17 protein-coding genes are annotated in these 19,994 nt (G+C 63.8%); 8 read left to right on the top strand and 9 right to left on the bottom strand.

Annotated elements, in window-relative coordinates:
• Nucleotides 1-137: 137 nt before the first annotated feature.
• Entirely contained in the window at nt 138-1,943 is a 1,806-nt protein-coding gene (locus AC0L2V_RS29715; protein WP_473521913.1) for an IlvD/Edd family dehydratase, read from the bottom strand.
• Between the two features lie 157 nt (nt 1,944-2,100).
• On the opposite strand from AC0L2V_RS29715, the gene AC0L2V_RS29710 reads away from it, so the two are divergent.
• A complete protein-coding gene (locus AC0L2V_RS29710; RefSeq protein ID WP_091592917.1) occupies nt 2,101-2,562 on the top strand; it encodes an SRPBCC family protein in 462 nt (153 codons plus the stop codon).
• A gap of 141 nt (nt 2,563-2,703) precedes the next feature.
• On the opposite strand, the gene AC0L2V_RS29705 is transcribed toward AC0L2V_RS29710, so the two are convergent.
• The gene (locus AC0L2V_RS29705; protein WP_128168292.1) at nt 2,704-3,897 is read right to left on the bottom strand and encodes an Mrp/NBP35 family ATP-binding protein; all 1,194 of its coding nucleotides are present in this window, start codon (nt 3,895-3,897) and stop codon (nt 2,704-2,706) included.
• 237 nt (nt 3,898-4,134) lie between these two features.
• Between AC0L2V_RS29705 and AC0L2V_RS29700 the strand changes: the two genes are divergently transcribed.
• From AC0L2V_RS29700 to AC0L2V_RS29670, 7 genes are all read left to right on the top strand, one after another.
• Nucleotides 4,135-4,512 (top strand): VOC family protein, encoded by a 378-nt coding sequence (locus AC0L2V_RS29700; protein ID WP_091592913.1) that lies wholly within the window; start codon nt 4,135-4,137, stop codon nt 4,510-4,512.
• A 97-nt stretch (nt 4,513-4,609) separates the two neighbouring features.
• Entirely contained in the window at nt 4,610-5,509 is a 900-nt protein-coding gene (locus AC0L2V_RS29695; protein ID WP_027151624.1) for a LysR family transcriptional regulator, read from the top strand.
• A gap of 131 nt (nt 5,510-5,640) precedes the next feature.
• Nucleotides 5,641-6,120 (top strand): formate dehydrogenase subunit gamma, encoded by a 480-nt coding sequence (locus tag AC0L2V_RS29690; RefSeq protein WP_473510314.1) that lies wholly within the window; start codon nt 5,641-5,643, stop codon nt 6,118-6,120.
• Nucleotides 6,117-7,673: a formate dehydrogenase beta subunit gene (locus AC0L2V_RS29685; protein ID WP_473510315.1), complete on the top strand. Its 1,557-nt coding sequence runs from the start codon at nt 6,117-6,119 to the stop codon at nt 7,671-7,673. Before AC0L2V_RS29690 ends, AC0L2V_RS29685 begins: the two co-directional genes overlap by 4 nt.
• Before the next feature lie 10 nt (nt 7,674-7,683).
• A complete protein-coding gene (gene fdhF / locus AC0L2V_RS29680; RefSeq protein ID WP_473510317.1) occupies nt 7,684-10,560 on the top strand; it encodes a formate dehydrogenase subunit alpha in 2,877 nt (958 codons plus the stop codon).
• Nucleotides 10,561-10,836: 276 nt separating this feature from the next.
• The gene (gene fdhD / locus AC0L2V_RS29675; protein ID WP_473510372.1) at nt 10,837-11,664 is read left to right on the top strand and encodes a formate dehydrogenase accessory sulfurtransferase FdhD; all 828 of its coding nucleotides are present in this window, start codon (nt 10,837-10,839) and stop codon (nt 11,662-11,664) included.
• Nucleotides 11,654-11,995 (top strand): formate dehydrogenase subunit delta, encoded by a 342-nt coding sequence (locus AC0L2V_RS29670; protein WP_473510319.1) that lies wholly within the window; start codon nt 11,654-11,656, stop codon nt 11,993-11,995. The genes fdhD and AC0L2V_RS29670 overlap by 11 nt, the downstream gene beginning before the upstream one ends.
• Nucleotides 11,996-12,064: 69 nt before the next feature.
• Here AC0L2V_RS29670 and AC0L2V_RS29665 read toward each other — a convergent pair whose 3' ends face one another.
• The 7 genes from AC0L2V_RS29665 to AC0L2V_RS29635 form a co-directional block, all read right to left on the bottom strand.
• Nucleotides 12,065-13,492, bottom strand: a complete 1,428-nt coding sequence (locus tag AC0L2V_RS29665) for a gamma-aminobutyraldehyde dehydrogenase (RefSeq protein WP_473510320.1) — start codon at nt 13,490-13,492, stop codon at nt 12,065-12,067.
• Between the two features lie 29 nt (nt 13,493-13,521).
• The gene (locus AC0L2V_RS29660) at nt 13,522-14,337 is read right to left on the bottom strand and encodes an ABC transporter permease (RefSeq protein ID WP_473510322.1); all 816 of its coding nucleotides are present in this window, start codon (nt 14,335-14,337) and stop codon (nt 13,522-13,524) included.
• On the bottom strand, nt 14,327-15,292 hold the full coding sequence (locus tag AC0L2V_RS29655) for an ABC transporter permease (protein WP_473510324.1): 966 nt from the start codon (nt 15,290-15,292) through the stop codon (nt 14,327-14,329). The genes AC0L2V_RS29660 and AC0L2V_RS29655 overlap by 11 nt, the downstream gene beginning before the upstream one ends.
• A 94-nt stretch (nt 15,293-15,386) precedes the next feature.
• Nucleotides 15,387-16,385 (bottom strand): ABC transporter ATP-binding protein, encoded by a 999-nt coding sequence (locus AC0L2V_RS29650; protein WP_091592894.1) that lies wholly within the window; start codon nt 16,383-16,385, stop codon nt 15,387-15,389.
• A gap of 191 nt (nt 16,386-16,576) precedes the next feature.
• Nucleotides 16,577-17,728, bottom strand: coding sequence for an ABC transporter substrate-binding protein (locus tag AC0L2V_RS29645; protein WP_128244443.1), 1,152 nt, complete (start codon nt 17,726-17,728; stop codon nt 16,577-16,579).
• 225 nt (nt 17,729-17,953) lie between these two features.
• Entirely contained in the window at nt 17,954-18,880 is a 927-nt protein-coding gene (locus AC0L2V_RS29640) for a LysR family transcriptional regulator (protein ID WP_023802869.1), read from the bottom strand.
• A gap of 76 nt (nt 18,881-18,956) precedes the next feature.
• Complete coding sequence (locus AC0L2V_RS29635; RefSeq protein ID WP_027151613.1) at nt 18,957-19,730, bottom strand: DeoR/GlpR family DNA-binding transcription regulator; 774 nt, start codon at nt 19,728-19,730, stop codon at nt 18,957-18,959.
• Nucleotides 19,731-19,994: the final 264 nt, after the last annotated feature.

Genomic DNA, 19,994 nt, shown 5'->3' with positions numbered 1-19,994 from the left:
CTTCTGTCCTTGAATGGCATCCCGAACCCCCTCGCGCACAATGCGCAAAACTGTTCGCGATGTCCTCGCACACCTGTTCGCGATGTCTCCGGTCCAAACAACCTTCTCCCACAAGGGGAGAAGGCAAAAAAGAACGTTCAGTGATTGTCCCGCGGCACGCCTGCGGTGTGCGCCACATCCTGGTATTTCACCGCGGGCTTCAGCACCATTCCTTCGGAGAACTGGTCGACCATGCCGCGCTGGATCTCCTGCCATGGGGTCTGGTGCCTGGGGTAGCGATAGCCGCCACTGTTCTGCAACTCGGCGCGCCGGCGCGTAATCTCGTCATCGGTGACGAGAATGTCGGCAGTGCCCTTGCGCAGGTCGATGCGGACGCGGTCGCCGGTCTTCAACAGCGCCAGCCCGCCGCCTATGGCGGCTTCGGGCGAGGCGTTGAGGATCGACGGCGAGCCCGAGGTGCCCGACTGGCGGCCGTCGCCGATGCAGGCCAGCGCATGGATGCCCTTCTTGATGAGATGGGCCGGCGGCTGCATGTTGACGACTTCGGCGCCGCCGGGATAACCGATCGGGCCGGCGCCGCGCATGAACAGGATGGTGTGCTCGTCGATGCCCTGCGCCGGATCGTCGATGCGAGCGTGGTAGTCTTCGGGCCCGTCGAAGACCATGGCGTTGCCCTCGAAGGCCTCGGGGTCGTTCGGGTTCGACAGATAGCGCTCGCGGAATTCGGGCGAGATGCCGCTGGTCTTCATGATCGCCGAATCGAACAGATTACCCCTAAGATTGATGAAGCCGGCATTGGCCTTCAGCGGCTCGGCGACGGTACGGATAACATCGAGATTCTCGTTGACGGCCGCGCTGCAATTGGCGCCGATCGTCTTGCCGTTGACCGTCATGGCGTCGGGATGAGGCAGCAGCCCGGCCTTCATCAGTTCGGCCACCACTGCGGGCACACCGCCGGCATGATGATAATCTTCGCCGAGATATTCGCCCGACGGCTGCAGATTGACGATGAGCGGCACTTTCAGGCCGACCGTCTGCCAGTCGTCATTGTCGAGCGGCACGCCGAGATGGCGGGCGATGGCGTTGAGGTGGATCGGCGCGTTGGTCGAGCCGCCGATGGCCGAGTTGACGACGATGGCGTTCTCGAAGGCCTGCCGGGTCATGACGTCGGAGGGTTTTAGATCCTCATGCACCATGTCGACGATGCGCTTTCCCGTCTCATAGGCGATCTGGCCGCGCTCGCGGTAGGGCGCCGGAATGGCGGCCGAGCCCGGCAGCTGCATGCCGAGCGCCTCGGCCAGCGAGTTCATGGTGGTGGCGGTGCCCATTGTATTGCAATAGCCGGTGGACGGCGCCGAGGAGGCGACGATGTCCATGAACTCGTCATAGCCGATCTCGCCGGCCGACAGACGCTGGCGCGATTCCCAGACGATGGTGCCGGAGCCGGTGCGCTTGCCCTTGTGCCAGCCGTTGAGCATCGGGCCGACAGACAGCGCGATAGCCGGAATGTTGACGGTGGCAGCGGCCATCAGCAGGGCCGGCGTCGTCTTGTCGCAGCCGATGGTGAGCACGACGCCGTCGAGCGGATAGCCGTAGAGCACCTCGACCAGGCCAAGATAGGCGAGGTTGCGGTCGAGTGCGGCGGTCGGGCGTTTGCCCGTCTCCTGGATCGGGTGGCACGGGAACTCGAAAGGGATGCCGCCCATCGACACGATGCCCTCGCGCACGCGCTTGGCCAGTTCGAGATGATGGCGGTTGCAGGGCGAAAGATCCGAGCCGGTCTGGGCGATGCCGATCAGCGGCTTGCCCGACATCAGTTCGGCACGCGTCAGCCCGTAATTCAGGTAGCGCTCGAGGTAAAGCGCCGTCATCCCCGGATTGTCGGGATTGTCGAACCACTCCTGCGAGCGAAATTTCTTTTTCTGCGTGGGGGCGCCGGCCATCATGGTCTCCGTATTTGTATGACAAATCGATATGACAACGCGCGAGAGCAGGCAAGAGGCACGCGCCATCCGATTCCGGACTTTGGTGCGATAGACATGCGTTTACCCCCACGCTAGATCGGATCGGGGCTTGTCAATTCATATCCGGGAGATTTTGATGGCTTTGGTTATCGAAGGCGAGGAACGCATCGCCGCACCCCTGCAAAAGGTGTGGGAGGCGCTGAACGACCCGGACGTTCTGAGGCAGACCATTCCGGGCTGCCAGAGCCTCGAGAAGAAGTCGGACACCGAGATGGCGGCGACCGTGGTGGTCAAGATCGGCCCGATCAAGGCGACGTTCAACGGCGAGGTGACGCTCAGGAATCTCAACCCGCCGCATTCCTACACCATCCAGGGCGAGGGCAAGGGCGGCATCGCCGGCTTCGCCAAAGGCGGCGCCGATGTGACGCTGACCGCCGATGGCCCGGAGGCGACGATCCTCAGATATGCGGCCAAGGCCGATGTCGGCGGCAAGATCGCCCAGCTCGGCAGCCGTCTGATCGAATCGACATCGAAGAAACTGGCCGGACAGTTTTTTTCGAGTTTTGGCGAGAAAGTTGGCGGCTCCCCTCCCCCTTGAGGGGAGGGTGCCGAGCGAAGCGAGGCGGGTGGGGTCGCCTCAACCGCCTCAACCGACAACTGGCATTGACCAAAAAAGGTGGAGTGCGTCGCCACCGACCCCACCCGGCCCTGCGGGCCACCCTCCCCTCAAGGGGGAGGATCACTCAAACACGATGTTCGGCACGGCGGCTTCGGCCGCGCCGCGTTCTTCTTTGACCCTGCCCCAGACGTTCGCGGCGATGTCGCGGTAGATCTTGGCCTCGGCGCTATCGGGCTTCGAGACCACCACCGGTGTGCCGGCATCCGAGCTTTCGCGGATGCCCATTTCGAGCGGCACTTCGCCGAGGAAGGAGACGCCGAGACGCTCGGCCTCGCGGCGCGCGCCGCCATGGCCGAAGATGTCGTAGCGCTTGCCGGTGTCGGGGGCGAGGAAATAGCTCATATTCTCGACGATGCCCAACACCGGCACGTCGACCTTCCTGAACATATTGAGGCCTTTTCGCGCATCGATCAGGGCCAGATCCTGCGGCGTCGAGACGATAACGGCGCCGGCCAACGGCACCTGCTGGGCCATGGTCAGCTGCGCGTCGCCGGTGCCGGGCGGCATGTCGACGACGAGCACGTCGAGCGGACCCCACTCGACCTCGCGCAGCATTTGCGTCAAAGCCGACATCACCATCGGCCCGCGCCAGATCATCGGCGTCTCCTCGTCGACGAGGAAGCCCATCGACATGACCTTCAGGCCGTAATTCTCCATCGGCTTCAGGACCTTGCCGTCGACGGTCTGCGGCCGGCCATGGATGTTGAGCAGCCGCGGCATCGACGGGCCGTAGATGTCGGCGTCGAGCACGCCGACCCTCAGGCCGTTGGCGGCGAGGCCAAGCGCGATGTTGACGGCAGTAGTCGACTTGCCGACGCCGCCCTTGCCGGAAGCGACAGCGATGATCGCCTCGATGCCGGGCACGCCGCGCTTGCCCTGACTGTGCGAGGCCGGAGCGTGCGGAGCCGGACGTGGCGCGGCAGCGGGTGCGGCCGGCGGTACGGGCCTGGTGGCAGGCCTTTGCGGAACCGGAGCCTCCATGCCGCCACCCTTCTTTTCCGCCGTCAGGGCGACCACGGCGCCGGCGACACCCGGGATCGCCTTGACGACACGCTCGGCGGCGGCACGCAGCGGCTCCATCTCCTGGGCCCGGGCAGCCGGCACGGTGATCGAAAAGAACACCTTGGCATCGGCAATGAAAATCTCGGAGACCATCCCGAGGTCGACGATGTTGCCGGTGAAGTCCGGTCCGTTGACCGTCTTCAGGCGCTCGATGACGATTTCCTTGGTGACGTTTTCCTGGACGGCGGGCATCAGCTTTTCCTCTGCTTTTACGCCTGAGATAGTGCAGTTCCCGAACAGAACCAAGCGGCGGAACGACACGCACGGGCGTGGCTGCAAAGACTTGCGTCTGTTTGTCGGTCCTGCAGAGGACGAAACGTCTTTAGGGAAGAGGCACGCCGATCGCACAGGCTGCGGTCGCCGGAAGACGAAGCAGCCCTATCTTTGCAGGCTTCGGACGTGCTCGCCCGCAAGCAAAGGAGACCAATCATGCTCGCAAACAGCAACGCAACGGCCAATCTCGCGGTGAAGGACCTGGCCAAGGCCAAGGCCTTCTATGAAGACGTTCTGGGGCTGACGGAGGTTCACAACGAGGGGGACGAACTGATCGTCTACAAATGCGGCGACACCAGCATCAATGTCTATCGCTCGCAATTCGCCGGAACCAACAAGGCGACGGCGGTGACCTGGATGGTCGGCGACGAGATCGACACCATCGTCAAGGCGCTGAAATCGAAAGGCGTTGTCTTCGAGCACTACGAGATGCCGGGCCTGAAGCTGGAAGGCGACATCCACGTCGGCTACGGCATGAAGGTCGCATGGTTCAAGGATCCTGACGGCAACATTCTTAACCTGGTCGACAGGTAGGCCTGGACGGCGGCGAAGCTTCGGCCGCAATGAGGATTCGCCACGCAAAAACAGCATGCATCTGGCGCAGCCTCACTCGGCCGGGTAGCGTCCGCTCATGATCGACAAGCTGGAATTCTTCATCGCGCTGGCCAGGGAGGAGCATTTCGGCCGGGCGGCGGAGGTGTGCGGCGTCACCCAGCCGACGCTTTCGGCCGGTATCAAGCAGCTGGAAGGCCAGCTCGGCGTGATGCTGGTTCTGCGTGGCTCGCGCTTCCAGGGGCTGACGCCGGAGGGAGAACAGGTGCTGGCGTGGGCGCGCCGCATCGTCGGCGATACCCGCACCATGCGCGAAGAGATGCGGGCGGCGCGTCACGGCCTTTCGGGGCGCATCCGCATCGCCGCCATTCCGACGGCGCTGGCCATGGTGGCGCGGCTGACGACACCTTTTCGGGCAAAGCATCCCGGCGTCACCTTCTCGGTGCTGTCGCGCACCTCGATCGAGGTGCTGTCGTTGCTCGGCAATTTCGACATCGACGCCGGCATCACCTATCTCGACAACGAGCCGCTGGGGCGGGTGACCAGCGTGCCGCTCTATGACGAGCGCTATCAGCTGATCACCGCGATCGGAAATCCCTATTCCGACCGCGACAAAGTGACATGGGCGGAGCTCAGCCAGCTGCCGCTCTGCCTGTTGACGCCGGACATGCAGAACCGCCGCATCATCGACCAGCATTTGGCCGAAGCCGGCACGCAGGTGCGGCCGACACTCGAATCCAATTCGATGATCGTGCTGTTCTCGCATATCCGTACCGGAAAATGGTCGTCGATCATGCCGCTCAACCTCTCGGAAACATTCGGCTTTTCCGAGCCGATCCGGGCCATTCCGATCGTCGAGCCGGACGCCAGCCACACCGTCGGGCTGGTGGCGACGCTGCGCGAGCCGCACACCCCGCTGGTCTCGGCGCTGCTGGACGAGGCAATGGCGCTGGCAGACGATTTCCGCGCCCGCCACTGAGCTAGAGATTGCAGGCTGGACGGCAGCGATAGAAGATTTCTATCGAGCAACGGATCAGCTTTATTGATTTAGCGGGTTTCCTCCGATTTCCTAGGCACTTAGCGGATTACTACGACCAGGGAGGGCGCTGCATGATCATGCAGCCTGCAAGTACCGAGATCGCGTCGCGCACGGCGGCGATCGTTCAGGAGTTGAAGGGCCTCGAAGGTCCGCTGTTGCCGATCCTCCACGGCATCCAGGAAGAGTTTGGCCATGTGCCGCAGGACGCGCTGCCGGTCATCGCCGAAGCGCTGAACATCTCCAAGGCGGAGGTGCACGGCATCGTCACCTTCTACCACGATTACCGCAGCCGCCCGGCCGGCCGGCATGTGCTGAAGCTCTGCCAGGCCGAAGCCTGCCAGTCGATGGGCTCGGACGCGATTGCCGCCAAGCTCAAGCAATTGCTGGGCATCGGCTTCCACGAGACGGCCCGCGACGGTTCGGTGACGCTGGAGCCGGTCTATTGCCTCGGCCTTTGCGCCTGCGCGCCATCGGCGATGCTGGACGGCGAGGTGATTGGCCGGCTCGATGACGAAAAGCTCCACGAGATCGTTGCCGAGGTGCGCTCATGACCCCGCGCATTTACATTCCCGGCGATTCCGGCGCGCTGGCGCTCGGTGCGGAAAAGGTCGCCAAGGCGATTGAGAAGGAATTGGCGGATCGCGGCATCGAGGCCAAGATCGTGCGCAACGGCTCGCGCGGCGCCTATTTCCTCGAGCCGATGGTCGAGGTGGCGACAGACAAGGGCCGCGTCGCCTACGGGCCGGTGAAGCCTTCCGATGTCAAAGGCCTGTTCGACAGCGGCTTTCTCAGCGGCGGTCACCACAAGCGCTGGCTGGGCGCGCCCGACAAGATCCCGTTCCTGGCCAGGCAGACGCGGCTGACCTTCGCACGCTGCGGCGTCATCAATCCACTGTCGCTCGATCACTACAAGGCGCATGGCGGACTGAAGGGGCTGCAGAACGCCGTGGCGATGGCTCCGGCCGACATCGTCAAGCAGGTCACCGAGTCGGGCCTGCGGGGTCGCGGCGGCGCCGGCTTCCCGACCGGCATCAAGTGGAAGACGGTGCTCGATACGACCGCCGACAAAAAGTACATCGTCTGCAATGCCGACGAGGGCGACAGCGCCACCTTCGCCGACCGCATGATCATGGAGGGCGACCCCTTCGTGCTGATCGAAGGCATGGCAATCGCCGGTGTCGCCACCGGCGCGACCAAGGGCTTTGTCTATATCCGCTCGGAATATCCGCATGCGGTGGCGATGATGCAGAAGGCGGTCGAGGCTGCCCGCCAGGCCGGCCTGCTCGGCCTCAACGTGCTGGGCTCGCCCAACGCCTTCGACATGGAAATCCGCGTCGGCGCCGGCGCCTATGTCTGCGGCGAGGAAACCTCGCTGCTCAACAGCCTCGAAGGCAAGCGCGGCGTCGTTCGCGCCAAGCCGCCGCTGCCGGCCATCCAGGGCCTGTTCGGCAAGCCGACGGTGATCAACAACGTCATCTCGCTGGCCTCGGTGCCTGTGATCATGGACAAGGGTGCTGCCTTCTACAAGGATTTCGGAATGGGCCGCTCGCGCGGCACCATTCCGATCCAGATCGCCGGCAATGTCAGATATGGCGGCCTGTTCGAGGCGGCGTTCGGCATGACGCTTGGCGAGATCGTCGACGACATCGGCGGCGGCACGGCGACTGGACGGCCGGTCAAGGCGGTGCAGGTCGGCGGGCCGCTCGGCGCTTATTTTCCGCGCAGCCTGTTCGACACGCCGTTCGACTACGAAGCCTTCGCCGCCAAGGACGGGCTGATCGGCCATGCCGGCATCACCGTGTTCGATGACACCGCCGACATGCTGAAGCAGGCACGCTTTGCCATGGAGTTTTGCGCCATCGAGAGCTGCGGCAAGTGCACGCCGTGCCGCATCGGCTCAACACGCGGCGTCGAGACGATCGACAAGATCGCCAGGGGTATCGAGCCGGAAAAACAGATCGAGCTGGTGACGGACCTCTGCAACACGATGAAGTTCGGTTCGCTCTGCGCGCTGGGTGGCTTCACGCCTTATCCGGTGATGAGCGCAATCAACCACTTCCGCGAAGATTTCAAGCCGGTGCCAGTCGCCGAAGCAGCAGAATAGGAACCTCGCGATGGGTCTCATTCAGGAAATCGACTACGGCACGCCGGCCTCGACATCCGAGAAGCAGGTGACGCTGACGGTCGACGGCTTCACCGTCACCGTGCCGGAAGGCACCTCGATTATGCGCGCCTCGATGGAGGCCGGCATTGCCATCCCAAAACTTTGCGCCACCGACATGGTCGACGCCTTCGGCTCCTGCCGGCTCTGCCTGGTCGAGATCGACGGCCGCAACGGCACGCCCTCCTCCTGCACGACGCCGGTGGCGCCGGGCATGGTCGTGCACACCCAGACCGGTCGGCTGAAGGACATCCGCCGCGGCGTGATGGAGCTCTACATTTCCGACCATCCGCTCGACTGCCTGACCTGTGCGGCCAATGGCGACTGCGAATTGCAGACGCAGGCCGGCGTCGTCGGCCTGCGTGACGTGCGCTACGGCTATGAGGGCGACAACCACGTCTTCAAGAAGAACGACGGCGCCGAAAACTTCAAATGGATGGCGAAGGACGAGTCCAACCCATACTTCACCTATGATCCATCGAAATGCATCGTCTGCTCGCGCTGTGTGCGCGCCTGCGAGGAGGTGCAAGGCACATTCGCGCTGACCATCGAAGGCCGCGGCTTCGAAAGCCGTGTGTCGCCCGGCATGCACCAGCTTTTCATCGACAGCGAGTGCGTGTCCTGCGGCGCCTGTGTGCAGGCCTGCCCGACGGCGACGCTTTCCGAGAAATCGGTGATCAAGATCGGCCAGCCCGAGCATTCGGTCGTCACCACCTGCGCCTATTGCGGCGTCGGCTGCTCGTTCAAGGCCGAAATGCGCGGCGACGAGCTGGTGCGCATGGTGCCCTACAAGGACGGCAAGGCGAACCGTGGCCATAGCTGCGTCAAGGGCCGTTTTGCCTACGGCTACTCGACCCACAAGGAGCGCATCCTCAATCCAATGATCCGCGAAAAGGTCACCGATCCATGGCGCGAGGTGTCGTGGGAGGAAGCGCTGACCCACACCGCCAACGAGTTCCGCCGCATCCAGTACCAGTATGGCCGCACCTCGATCGGCGGCATCACCTCGTCGCGCTGCACGAATGAGGAAACCTATCTGGTGCAGAAGCTGATCCGCCAGGGTTTCCGCAACAACAATGTCGATACCTGCGCCCGCGTCTGCCATTCGCCGACCGGCTATGGCCTTGGCCAGACTTTCGGCACCTCGGCAGGCACCCAGGATTTCGATTCGATCGAGCAGACCGATGTGGTGATGATCATCGGCGCCAATCCGACCGACGCACATCCGGTGTTTGCGTCGCGCATGAAGAAGCGGTTGCGCAAGGGCGCCAAGCTGATCGTGCTCGACCCGCGCCGCACCGACATCGTGCGCTCGGCACACATCGAGGCGCAGCATCATCTGCCGCTGAAGCCGGGCACCAATGTCGCCGTGGTCACCGCGCTTGCCCATGTCATCGTCACCGAAGGCCTGTTCGACGAGGCCTTCATCCGCGAACGCTGCGACTGGGACGAGTTCCAGGATTGGGCGTCGTTCGTGGCGCTGCCGGAAAACAGCCCTGAGGTGGTCGGCCAGCTCGCCAATGTCGATCCAGAAGAGATCCGCAGCGCCGCACGGCTGTTTGCCACCGGCGGCAATGGCGCGATCTATTACGGCCTCGGCGTGACCGAGCACAGCCAGGGCTCGACCACCGTCATCGCCATCGCCAATCTTGCCATGGCGACCGGCAATATCGGCCGGCCGGGCGTCGGCGTGAACCCGCTGCGCGGCCAGAACAATGTCCAGGGCTCCTGCGACATGGGCTCGTTCCCGCATGAGCTGCCCGGCTATCGCCACGTCTCCGGCGACGCGGTGCGCGATATCTATGAAAGCCTGTGGGGGGTCAAACTCGACGACGAGCCCGGCCTGCGCATCCCCAACATGCTGGACGCCGCCGTCGACGGCTCGTTCAAGGGCCTCTATGTGCAGGGCGAGGACATTTTGCAGTCGGATCCCGACACCAAGCATGTCGCCGCAGGCCTTGCGGCGATGGAATGCGTCGTCGTCCACGATCTCTTCCTCAACGAGACCGCCAACTACGCGCATGTCTTCCTGCCCGGCTCGACCTTCCTCGAGAAGGACGGCACCTTCACCAATGCCGAACGCCGCATCAACCGCGTGCGCAAGGTGATGGCGCCGAAGAACGGGCTGGCCGACTGGGAAGTGACGCAGAAGCTCGCACAGGCGATGGGTCTTGCCTGGAATTACCAGCATCCGTCCGAAATCATGGATGAGATCGCCAGGACGACGCCAAGCTTCGCCAAGGTCTCCTACGACTATCTGGAAAAGATAGGCTCGGTGCAGTGGCCGTGCAACGAGCAGGCGCCGGAAGGCACGCCGATCATGCATATCAGCGGCTTCGTGCGTGGCAAGGGCAAGTTCATCCGCACCGAATATGTGGCGACCGACGAGAGGACGGGACCGCGCTTCCCGCTGCTGCTGACCACCGGCCGCATCCTGTCGCAGTACAATGTCGGCGCGCAGACCAGGCGTACCGACAATGTCATGTGGCACAGCGAGGACCGTCTCGAGATCCACCCGCATGACGCCGAAAACCGCGGCCTGCGCGACGGCGACTGGGTCCGCCTGACCAGCCGCTCCGGCGAGACGACGCTGCGCGCGCTGATCACCGACAAGGTGTCGCCTGGCGTGGTCTATACGACGTTCCACCACCCCGACACGCAGGCCAACGTGATCACCACCGACTTCTCCGACTGGGCGACCAACTGCCCGGAATACAAGGTGACGGCGGTGCAGGTCGGCGCGTCCAACGGGCCGTCGGAATGGCAGCTCGACTATGACGAGCAGGCCCGCAACAGCCGTCGCATCGCGACGCTGGAAGCAGCGGAGTAATCGTGCCGAGGCATTCGACCGAAAGCGCTTCAATCTTGACGGTTGGTCGACCCCCACTCCGTCGAGCTTCGCTCGACACCTCTCCCCCGATCGACGGGGGAGAGGAAAGCGCGCGAACTCCAGGCTCCCTTCCTCTCCCTCCGGAGGGGGGAGAGGTGGCGCTGCGAAGCAGCGACGGAGTGGGGGATGGCCTGGGAGAGCAACTGCCAATTGAAGCAAGAAGTCTTCGACGCTTCCTAAGTAAAATGGCCGGCAGGCCAAAGGGGGTGCCGCGTGATGCCTAAACGTTGCGGTATCACCCAAATTTCCCGCCTCGCCCACCGCGCCGGCAGCAGTGCGGCCGCCAACCGGATGGTGCCGGAAGAGACGCCGGTGGCGTTCTCCTTCGCCGGCACCACTCACGCGGTGATGATGGCAAGTCCGGCCGATTTCGAGGATTTCGCGCTCGGCTTCTCGCTGACCGAAGGCATCATCGCCGACGGCCGGGAAATCGAGGCGATCGAGGTCGAGGATCACGGCGCCGGCATCGACATCCAGATCAGGCTGAAGGACCAGGCCAATACGCGCTTCGAGGCGCGGCGCCGACGGCTGGCCGGCCCGGTCGGCTGCGGGCTATGCGGCATCGAGTCGATCGAGGAGGCGATGCGCTCGGTCGAGGCGGTCGGTTCGTCAAGACTTACACTTGACAGCGACGACATCGTCCGTTCCGTCAGGCTTTTGTCGAAAGCACAGCCGCTGCATGCCGAGACCGGTGCGGTCCATGCCGCCGGCTTTTATATCCCAGGCAAGGGCATCGTCATGGCGCGCGAGGATGTCGGCCGTCACAATGCGCTCGACAAGCTGGCCGGGGCGCTCGCCAAAGCCGGCATCGATGGCTCCTTGGGTGCCGTCGTGGTGACATCGCGCGTTTCGGTCGAGATGGTGCAGAAGACGACGGCGATCGGCGCTGCGTTCATCATTGCCGTTTCGGCGCCGACGGCACTTGCCATCCGCACCGCCGGGGACGCCGGCATGACGCTGGTGGCTTTGGTGCGCGGCGATGATTTCGATATTTTCACCCACCCCGAGCGGGTGGCTTCCGGAGTTGCCAAGCATGTCGCATGACGAAGGCCACATCATGAGCACCAGCGAAAAGCTGGTCCGCATGGCCAACCAGATTGCCGCCTTTTTTCACTCCAAGCCGCGCGAGGAAGGCATTGCCGGCGTCGCCGAGCACATCAACAAGTTCTGGGAGCCGAGGATGCGGCGGCAATTGTTCGAAATGCTGGACAATGGTGGCGAAGGCTTCAACGAGCTCGTCGTGGCCTCCTCGGCAAGGATCAAGCGGCCGGCCGCACCTGAAGCAGCGGGCTTAGGCGCCGATGCCGGGGGCGTCGCTTCCGGCGGCAAAGGCCCTGGGGCCGGTGAGTCGAATATCCCCGCTTCGCAGAAGTAGGCCCGGCGCTGCCCCTCATCCGGCCCTTCGGGCCACCTTCTCCCCGTCAACGGGGAGAAGGAAAAGGCGCTACCCGTGCGCAACCATCACATGGCGGACAGCGGTATAATCCTCCAGGGCATAGAGCGACATGTCCTTGCCGTATCCGGACTGCTTCAGCCCGCCATGCGGCATCTCGTTGGTCAGCATGAAGTGGGTGTTGATCCAGGTGCAGCCATATTGCAGCCGGGCGGCCGTCGCCATGGCGCGCGAGATATCCTTGGTCCACACCGAGGACGCAAGGCCATAATCGCTGTCATTGGCCCAGCTCACCGCCTCGTCGACCTCGGCAAAGCGGGTGACGGAGACAACCGGCCCGAACACTTCGCGGCGCACGATCTCGTCCTCCTGCAGCGCGCCGGCGACGACGGTCGGCTGATAGAAGAAGCCGGTGCCCTCGCCCGGCTTGCCGCCGGTGGTGATCTCGATGTGCTTAAGCTCCGAGGCGCGCTCGACGAAGCTCGAGACGCGGTCGCGCTGGCGGCGTGAGATCAACGGTCCGATCTCGTTTTCGGTGTCGTCGGGGCGGTTGTATTTGATGGTCGAGACGGCGGAGGAAAGGTCGGCGACGAGCTTGTCGTAGATCTTCTTGCCGGCATAGATGCGGCAGGCGGCGGTGCAGTCCTGGCCGGCATTGTAATAGCCGAAGGCGCGCAGGCCGTTGACCACCGCGCCGAGATCGGCGTCGTCGAAGACGATGACCGGAGCCTTGCCGCCTAGTTCGAGATGCGTGCGCTTGACCGATTTGGCGGCGGCCTGCAGCACCTTCTTGCCGGTGGCGACATCGCCGGTGATCGAGATCATATTGATTTTCGGGTGGTTGATCAGCGTGTTGCCGACGCTGTCGCCTCTGCCGAGCACGACGTTGACGACGCCCTCGGGCAGTATCTCGGCAAGGATTTTTACCAGCTTCAGCGCTGTCAGCGGCGTCTGCTCGGACGGCTTGAAGACGACCGTGTTGCCGCCGGCAATCGCCGGCGCCAGCTTCCAGGCCATCATCATCAGTGGGTAGTTCCACGGCGCGATCGAGGCGACGACGCCGATGGCGTCGCGGCGGACCATCGAAGTGTGGCCGGGAATGTATTCACCGGCGACCTGGCCGGGCATCGAGCGGACAGCGCCGGCAAAGAAGCGGTAGCAGTCGACGATCGCCGGGATTTCGTCGTTGAGCACGGCATTGATCGGCTTGCCGCAATTGAGCGCCTCGAGGGCGGCGAAATCTTGTGCCGCGGCCTCGATGCGATCGGCGATCTTCAGGAGATAACCTGAGCGCTGCGCGGGCGTGGTGCGCGACCAGGTGACGAAGGCTTTTTCGGCCGCCAGCACCGCCGCCTCGATCTGCGCCTGGCTGGCTTCAGGCAGGTTGAGGATAGTCGCCCCGGTCTTCGGATTGAGGATCGGCTCCTCGGTCTCGGTGCCCTTCTCGAATTTCGAGCCGATCAGCATCTTTGTGTCCATGGCAGTCTCTCCCTTATGGATTCTTGACGTCATTTGACCGAACCGGCGATCTGGTCGCCGTCGCGGGTCAGGTAATAGGCGACGAGGATGGGCAGCAGCGTCACCAGCACGACGACCATGGCCACGACATTGGTGACCGGGCGCTGGCGCGGACGGATCAATTCCTCCAGCATCCAGATCGGCAGCGTCTGCTGCTGGCCGGCGGTGAAGGTGGTGACGATGACCTCGTCGAACGACAGCGCAAAGCCAAGCATGCCGCCGGCAAGCAGCGCGGTGGCGATGTTGGGCAGCACGACATGCCGAAACGTCTGGAAGCCGTCGGCGCCGAGGTCCATCGACGCCTCGATCATCGAGCCGGAGGTGCGGCGAAAGCGGGCGACGGCGTTGTTGTAGACGACGACGACACAGAAGGTGGCGTGGCCGAGCACGATCGTCCAGAACGAGAACGGAATCTCGGCCAGCGAAAAGGCCGAACGCAGCGCGATGCCGGTGATGATGCCGGGCAGCGCGATCGGCAGGATGACCAGCAGCGAGATGGTTTCGCGGCCAAAGAACCGTGTTCGCGAAACGGCGGCCGCGCAGAGCGTGCCAAGCACCAGGGCGAGGAGTGTCGAGATAGCGGCGACACGGACCGACAGCGACAGCGCTTCCCACACGTCCGGGCGGTTCCAGGTGACGGCGAACCATTGCATGGTCAGCCCCGGCGGCGGCCAGGCGAAGCTCTTTTCCTCGGTCGTGAAGGCATAGACGAAGATCAGGAGGATCGGCAGATGCAGGAACAGCAGGCCGCAGGCGGCGGCGACCTTCAGGCCGAGAGGGGCGGTTGGTGAACCATCAGAGCGCATCGAAGGCCCCCATGCGCTTGGCGCCCCAGAGGTAGAAGCCCATGATGACGATCGGCACCACGGTGAAGGCGGCTGCGAGCGGGATGTTGCCGGCGGTGCCCTGCTGCGAATAGACGGCCTGGCCGATGAACAGCCGCGAGGTGCCGATGATCTGCGGGATGATGTAGTCGCCCAGCGTCAGCGAGAAGGTGAAGATCGAGCCGGCGACGATGCCCGGCAGCGCCAGCGGGAACAGCACGTTGCGGAAGGTCTGGCCGGGCGAGGCGCCGAGATCGGACGAGGCCTCGACCAGATTGCCCGGCACGCGCTCGAGCGCCGCCTGCACCGGCAGGATCATGAACGGCAGCCAGACGTAGACGAAGACGATGAAGGTGCCGGTGGACGACACCGACAGCGAGTTGCCGCCGACGACCGGCAGCGACAGCCAGCCGTCGAGCAGCCATAGCAGATGCAGCTTGGCGAGCAGCCAGGTGAGGATGCCTTCCTTGGCGAGAATGAGCTTCCAGGCGTAGATCTTGACCAGATAGCTCGACCACAGCGGCAGCATGATGCCGAGATAGAACAGCGCCTTCCAGCGGCCGCGCGCATAGCGCGCCGCGTAAAAGGCGATGGGAAAGGCGATGATCGCCGAGACGAACGTGACCAGGGCCGCCATCGTCACCGTGCGCAGGATGATGTCGAGATTGGCGGCCTGCAGCAGGTCGCCATAGGTCTTCAGCGTGAACTGCCGGTTGATGAGGCCGGAGAATTCGTCGATCGAGAAAAAACTCTGCAAGAGCAGCGCGAACAGCGAGCCGACATAGACGATGCCAAGCCACAGCACCGGCGGCAGCAGCATCAACAGCAGCAGCAGCTTCGGCTTGCGCCAGAGCAGGTCGGACAGCGCGCCGCGCACGCCGCCGGCGCGAGGCAGGACGGCTGGGGCAGGTTTTGCCTGGGTCGCGGTCAGAGTCATGGTTTCTTCGACCGGCCGCGATCCTTCGCGCCCCCCTCTGTCCTGCCGTGAAGCGCCTTGCCGCGGCTATTAGCGACAGTTGCCGACAGCGCCATCATCCCGGCTCGTCCATCAGATGCAAATGCTCGCGGTTGAAGGTGAGCACGACCGCCTCGCCTTCCCTGGGCAATTTCGCACCGGCCGGCACAATGGCATGCAATCTCAACCCGTCGGCGTCGAGCGCCAGTCTGGTCGTGGCGCCGAGATAATTGGTCGAGACAAGACGGGCGGCAACGCCGTCGCCCTTCGCCGCCCGGCCGATGCGAATGGATTCAGGGCGCAGGCTGCCCCAGCGATGCTGGCCGGAATAGCGCTGGACGAAATCCGGCGGCAGCACATTGGACGAGCCGACGAAATCGGCGACGAAGCGCGTCTTCGGCCGCTGGTAGATGTCCTCCGGCGTGCCGATCTGCATGATCTTGCCGTCGTTGAAGACGGCGACGCGGTCGGCCATCGACAGCGCCTCGCCCTGGTCGTGGGTGACGAAGACGAAGGTGATGCCGAGCGCCTTCTGCAGCGACTTCAGCTCCTCCTGCATGTTTTCGCGCAGCTTGAGGTCGAGCGCGCCAAGCGGCTCGTCGAGCAGAAGCACCTTCGGCTGGTTGACCAGCGCGCGGGCGAGCGCGACGCGCTGGCGCTGTCCGCCGGAAAGCTGGCTCGGGCGGCGGGCGCCGTAGCCGGGAAGCCGGACCAGCGACAATGCTTCCTCGGCGGCCTTCTGCCTCTCCAGCTTGCCGACACCCTTGACCATCAGCCCGTAGGCGACGTTGTCGAGCACGTTCAGATGCGGAAACAGCGCGTAGTCCTGGAAGACGGTGTTGACGTTGCGGCGATAGGGCGGAACGCCTTCGGCGCGTTCGCCAAAGATGGAGATCGAGCCCGATGTCGGCTGCTCAAAGCCGGCGATCAAGCGCAGGCAGGTCGTCTTGCCGGAACCCGAAGGTCCAAGCATGGCGAAGAACTCGCCCGGCACGATGTCGAGATCGACCATGTCGACGGCGCGCACGCTGCCGAAATGGCGCGAGACTTTTTGGAAGGAAACGGCTGATGTCATGGAGCTGTCCTGATCTGCCAGGCTCGTCAATTCAGGCGACAGCGCTGACCCTCATCCGCCTGCCGGCACCTTCTCCCCGTAGGGACGTGGAGAAGGGGCTAGCCGCAACGCTCGCGATCCCTCTCCCCGTTGTTCACGGGGAGGGGGTAAGGGTGAGGGGCAGCGCCACTGGCGAGCAATGCGAAACGAACTCACCGTCCGCCGATGACGCCGATATAGTCCGACACCCAGCGATAGTAAGGCACGCACTGGTCCTGGGTGGCGCATTTCGACACCGGCGTCTTCCAGAACTTGATCTTTTCGAAATTGTCGTAGCCGTTGGTCTTGCAGCCTTCGTCGCCGAGCAATTCGTTGCCCTTGCAGGCAGCCGGCACCACCGGCAGCGAACCGAACCAGGCGGAGACGTCGCCCTGCACTTTCGGTGACAGCGAGTGCTCCATCCACATATAGGCGCAGTTCGGGTGGGCTGCGTCGGCTGCCAGCATGGTCGTGTCGGCCCAGCCGGTGACGCCTTCCTGGGGTATGGTCGAAGCGACCGGCTTCTTGGCAGCAACCAGCGTGTTGACCTGATAGGGCCATGAACCGGAGGCAACGACGCCTTCGTTCTGGAAGTCGTCGACCTGGATGGCGGCGTCATGCCAGTAGCGTCCGACCAGCGTGCGCTGGACGCGCAGCAGATCGAGGGCGGCCTTGTACTGGTCTTCGGTCAGCTCGTAGGGATCCTTGATGCCGAGCTCCGGCTTGTGGAACATCAGATAGTTGGCCGCATCGGCGATGTGGATCGGCCCGTCATAGGCCTGGACGCGGCCCTTGTTCGGCTTGCCGTCGGGCAAGGTCATCTCCTCGAAGACGACGTTCCAGCTCTTCGGCGCTTCCTTGAACACCTCGGTATTGTACATCAGCACGTTCGGCCCCCACTGGTAGGGGGCGCCGTAGTGGACGCCGCCGACCGTGAACCACGGCGCATCCTTCAGCCGGTCGTCGACCGTGTTCCAGCTCGGGATGAGATCGGTGTTGATCGGCTGGACCCGCTTGCCGGCGACAAGGCGCAACGACGCGTCGCCCGAGGCAGTAACAAGGTCGAATCCGCCCTCATTCATCAGCGCGACCATCTCGTCGGAGGTGTTGGCGGTCTTGATATTGACCTTGCAGCCTGTGTTCTTCTCGAAAGACGTGACCCAATCATAGTTCTTGTCGGTTTCGCCGCGTTCGATGTAGCCGGGCCAGGCAACAATGTTGACCTGGCCTTCGCCCTTGCCAAGTTCCTTAACCTGGGCGATCGCCTGGCCGGAGAAGGCCAGCGCGACCGTCAATGCAGTGCATGACTTCAGGAATGAATTCATCGTCGATCTCCCATTTGAGGGGCCGCACTCTCGCATCGGCCCGAAAATCGGATTGATTTTCGGAAGCACGATGCGAAAACTAAAAGTGTTAGAGCGTACTTTGTGCGTCCAATTGGACGCACGTCGCTCTAACGGCGGCTTTGCTCCCTGATCATGAAGGTGCTGTGAAATTTCCGGTTTCGCAAATTCATTTGTCAGAAAGGCGATATCGGTTTTTCCGATAGATCAGCGGCCGTTCTTGTCCGGCCGCTGACGAACCATGCGCTGCGACTGGGCAAGCCCGATGAAGTCGCGCGCGGCCTGTGGCAGGCCGGAGCCGCGCCGCCAGACCGTGCCGACTTGGACAACGGGCAACGAGCCCGAAATATCGCGCGATTCGATGCGGTCGCCTTCAAGCGACCATGGCCGGTAGACGAGGTCGGGCAGCAGCGCCACGCCGGCGCCGGTGGCGACGAGGCTGCGCACCGCTTCGACCGAGCGGGTGCGGAAGGCGACATGCGGCTTGGCGGCGATCGCCGCCAGCAATTTTCCGGTATTCTCTTCGATCTCGTCGACGGTCAGCATGATCAGCGGCTCCGACGCGATATCGCTGATGCCGATGATGTCGGCGCTGGACAGCGGATGGCCAAGCGGCAGCCATAGCCGGTAGGGCGAGACTTCGAGAATTTCCGATTGCAGGGCGGTGCGGTCGCGCAGGTTCGATGTGACCATGACGGCGATGTCGAGCTTGCCGCCGACCAGCAGATGTTCGAGGTAGTCGCCATTGTCCTCGATGGCCGAGATCTCGACGCCCGGATAGGCGCGACGATAGCGGGCGAGAAGGTCGGACAGGACATAGCCGGCGACCAGCGAGGTGACGCCGAGTTGCAGCCGGCCGCCAGCCGCCGCTTGCTCGCCGGAGAAGGCGCGGCGCGCATCGGAAACATCGGCAAGGATCTTTGTCGCGTGGCGCAGGAACTGGTGGCCCTTGTGGGTGATGTTTAGGCCGCGCGGATGGCGCTCGAACAGTTCGACGCCGAGATCGCCTTCGAGCTCCTTGATCGCCTCGGTGACCGACGATTGCGAGATGGACAGGTTTTGGGCGGCGCCAGACACGGTGCCTTGCTCGGCGACGGCGATGAAGAACTGCAATTGGCGGATGGTGAAGGCCATGGCCGGACTAAACACCGGGACGGCAAGGAAGAAAAGCCGCCGATCCCAGGCTCACCGCATTACTGCTCTGGCCAGGTCAGGTCCCGCTTTCGCTGCCGGCAATACTGAGCCGTGCGCCAGCCTGGGCAAGGGCTGCGGCGATGGCGTGCGGCGGCGGCCGATCGGTGACGAGCTCGGAAAAACCGTCGAGGCCGCAGACTTGAACCAGGCCCTGGCGGCCGAACTTGGTGTGGTCGGTGATGACAAGCGAGCGCTGGCCGCGCGACAGCACCATGCGGGCGAATTCCGCCTCGTCCAGATCATAGTCCATCACGCCGGTGACGGCATCGACCGCGCCGGTGGAGATCACAGCGTGGCTGACGGAAAAGCGGCTGACGAATGCAATGGCCGAGACGCCGAAGGCAGCGCCCGAATCGCTGCGCAGTTCCCCGCCGGCCATGTAGACCTTGTTGCCGTTGACGGTGGCCAGCGTGCGGGCGATGTCGGAGGAGTTGGTGACCACCGTCAACCGCCGGTGACCGAGCAGTTCGCGGGCCAGGAAAGAGGTCGTGGTGCCGGTGTCGAGCATGATCGCTTCGCCGTCGCGGATGGTGGCGGCAACCATGCGGGCGATGGCGCGCTTGGCATCGGCATTCTCGCGCATACGCCGCTCGAACGGCGCCTCGCCGGCCATCGACGGCAGGCCGACGGCGCCATGCATCTTCAGGATCGAACCGTCACTGGTCAGCGGCTTGACGTCGCGGCGCACGGTCTCCAGCGAGACGCCCAGCCGGTCGGCCAGGCTGGCGATGGTGACGGTGCCTTCCTCATGGAGGAGACGCAGGATCTCGCCATGCCGCTTCGAGGGCATCGGTCTCACCCAATCGATTTGTTGCGCTACTGACCGCTTCTAAGGCAAATCGGCCACAGTTTACAAGAAATCCTTGTGATTTCGGGCAAAAAGCCACAAGTTGTCGTTGACAAGCCGGATCACATGGCGCGACACTGGCTTGTGACAGGCTTCGGAACTGCCACGGGAGAACGATGGCAGAGCCGCACCAAAATTCGCCTGCCCGAACGTCCGGGAAATCGTCTGACGTAAGGGAAAAGGACTTTTTTGAATCCGCGGGGGCGG

Source organism: Mesorhizobium sp. WSM4814 (assembly GCF_055811595.1).
The sequence above is the reverse complement of the archived record's forward strand: the minus strand, read 5'-3'. Positions and strand labels throughout refer to the sequence as shown.

Excerpts from the sequence above, each read along its gene's own strand:
- AC0L2V_RS29715 (WP_473521913.1), bottom strand. The coding sequence starts at position 1,943 with ATGGCCGGCGCCCCCACGCAGAAAAAGAAATTTCGCTCGCAGGAGTGG.
- AC0L2V_RS29710 (WP_091592917.1), top strand. The coding sequence starts at position 2,101 with ATGGCTTTGGTTATCGAAGGCGAGGAACGCATCGCCGCACCCCTGCAA.
- AC0L2V_RS29705 (WP_128168292.1), bottom strand. The coding sequence starts at position 3,897 with ATGCCCGCCGTCCAGGAAAACGTCACCAAGGAAATCGTCATCGAGCGC.
- AC0L2V_RS29700 (WP_091592913.1), top strand. The coding sequence starts at position 4,135 with ATGCTCGCAAACAGCAACGCAACGGCCAATCTCGCGGTGAAGGACCTG.
- AC0L2V_RS29695 (WP_027151624.1), top strand. The coding sequence starts at position 4,610 with ATGATCGACAAGCTGGAATTCTTCATCGCGCTGGCCAGGGAGGAGCAT.
- AC0L2V_RS29690 (WP_473510314.1), top strand. The coding sequence starts at position 5,641 with ATGATCATGCAGCCTGCAAGTACCGAGATCGCGTCGCGCACGGCGGCG.
- AC0L2V_RS29685 (WP_473510315.1), top strand. The coding sequence starts at position 6,117 with ATGACCCCGCGCATTTACATTCCCGGCGATTCCGGCGCGCTGGCGCTC.
- fdhF (WP_473510317.1), top strand. The coding sequence starts at position 7,684 with ATGGGTCTCATTCAGGAAATCGACTACGGCACGCCGGCCTCGACATCC.
- fdhD (WP_473510372.1), top strand. The coding sequence starts at position 10,837 with ATGCCTAAACGTTGCGGTATCACCCAAATTTCCCGCCTCGCCCACCGC.
- AC0L2V_RS29670 (WP_473510319.1), top strand. The coding sequence starts at position 11,654 with ATGTCGCATGACGAAGGCCACATCATGAGCACCAGCGAAAAGCTGGTC.
- AC0L2V_RS29665 (WP_473510320.1), bottom strand. The coding sequence starts at position 13,492 with ATGGACACAAAGATGCTGATCGGCTCGAAATTCGAGAAGGGCACCGAG.
- AC0L2V_RS29660 (WP_473510322.1), bottom strand. The coding sequence starts at position 14,337 with ATGCGCTCTGATGGTTCACCAACCGCCCCTCTCGGCCTGAAGGTCGCC.
- AC0L2V_RS29655 (WP_473510324.1), bottom strand. The coding sequence starts at position 15,292 with ATGACTCTGACCGCGACCCAGGCAAAACCTGCCCCAGCCGTCCTGCCT.
- AC0L2V_RS29650 (WP_091592894.1), bottom strand. The coding sequence starts at position 16,385 with ATGACATCAGCCGTTTCCTTCCAAAAAGTCTCGCGCCATTTCGGCAGC.
- AC0L2V_RS29645 (WP_128244443.1), bottom strand. The coding sequence starts at position 17,728 with ATGAATTCATTCCTGAAGTCATGCACTGCATTGACGGTCGCGCTGGCC.
- AC0L2V_RS29640 (WP_023802869.1), bottom strand. The coding sequence starts at position 18,880 with ATGGCCTTCACCATCCGCCAATTGCAGTTCTTCATCGCCGTCGCCGAG.
- AC0L2V_RS29635 (WP_027151613.1), bottom strand. The coding sequence starts at position 19,730 with ATGCCCTCGAAGCGGCATGGCGAGATCCTGCGTCTCCTCCATGAGGAA.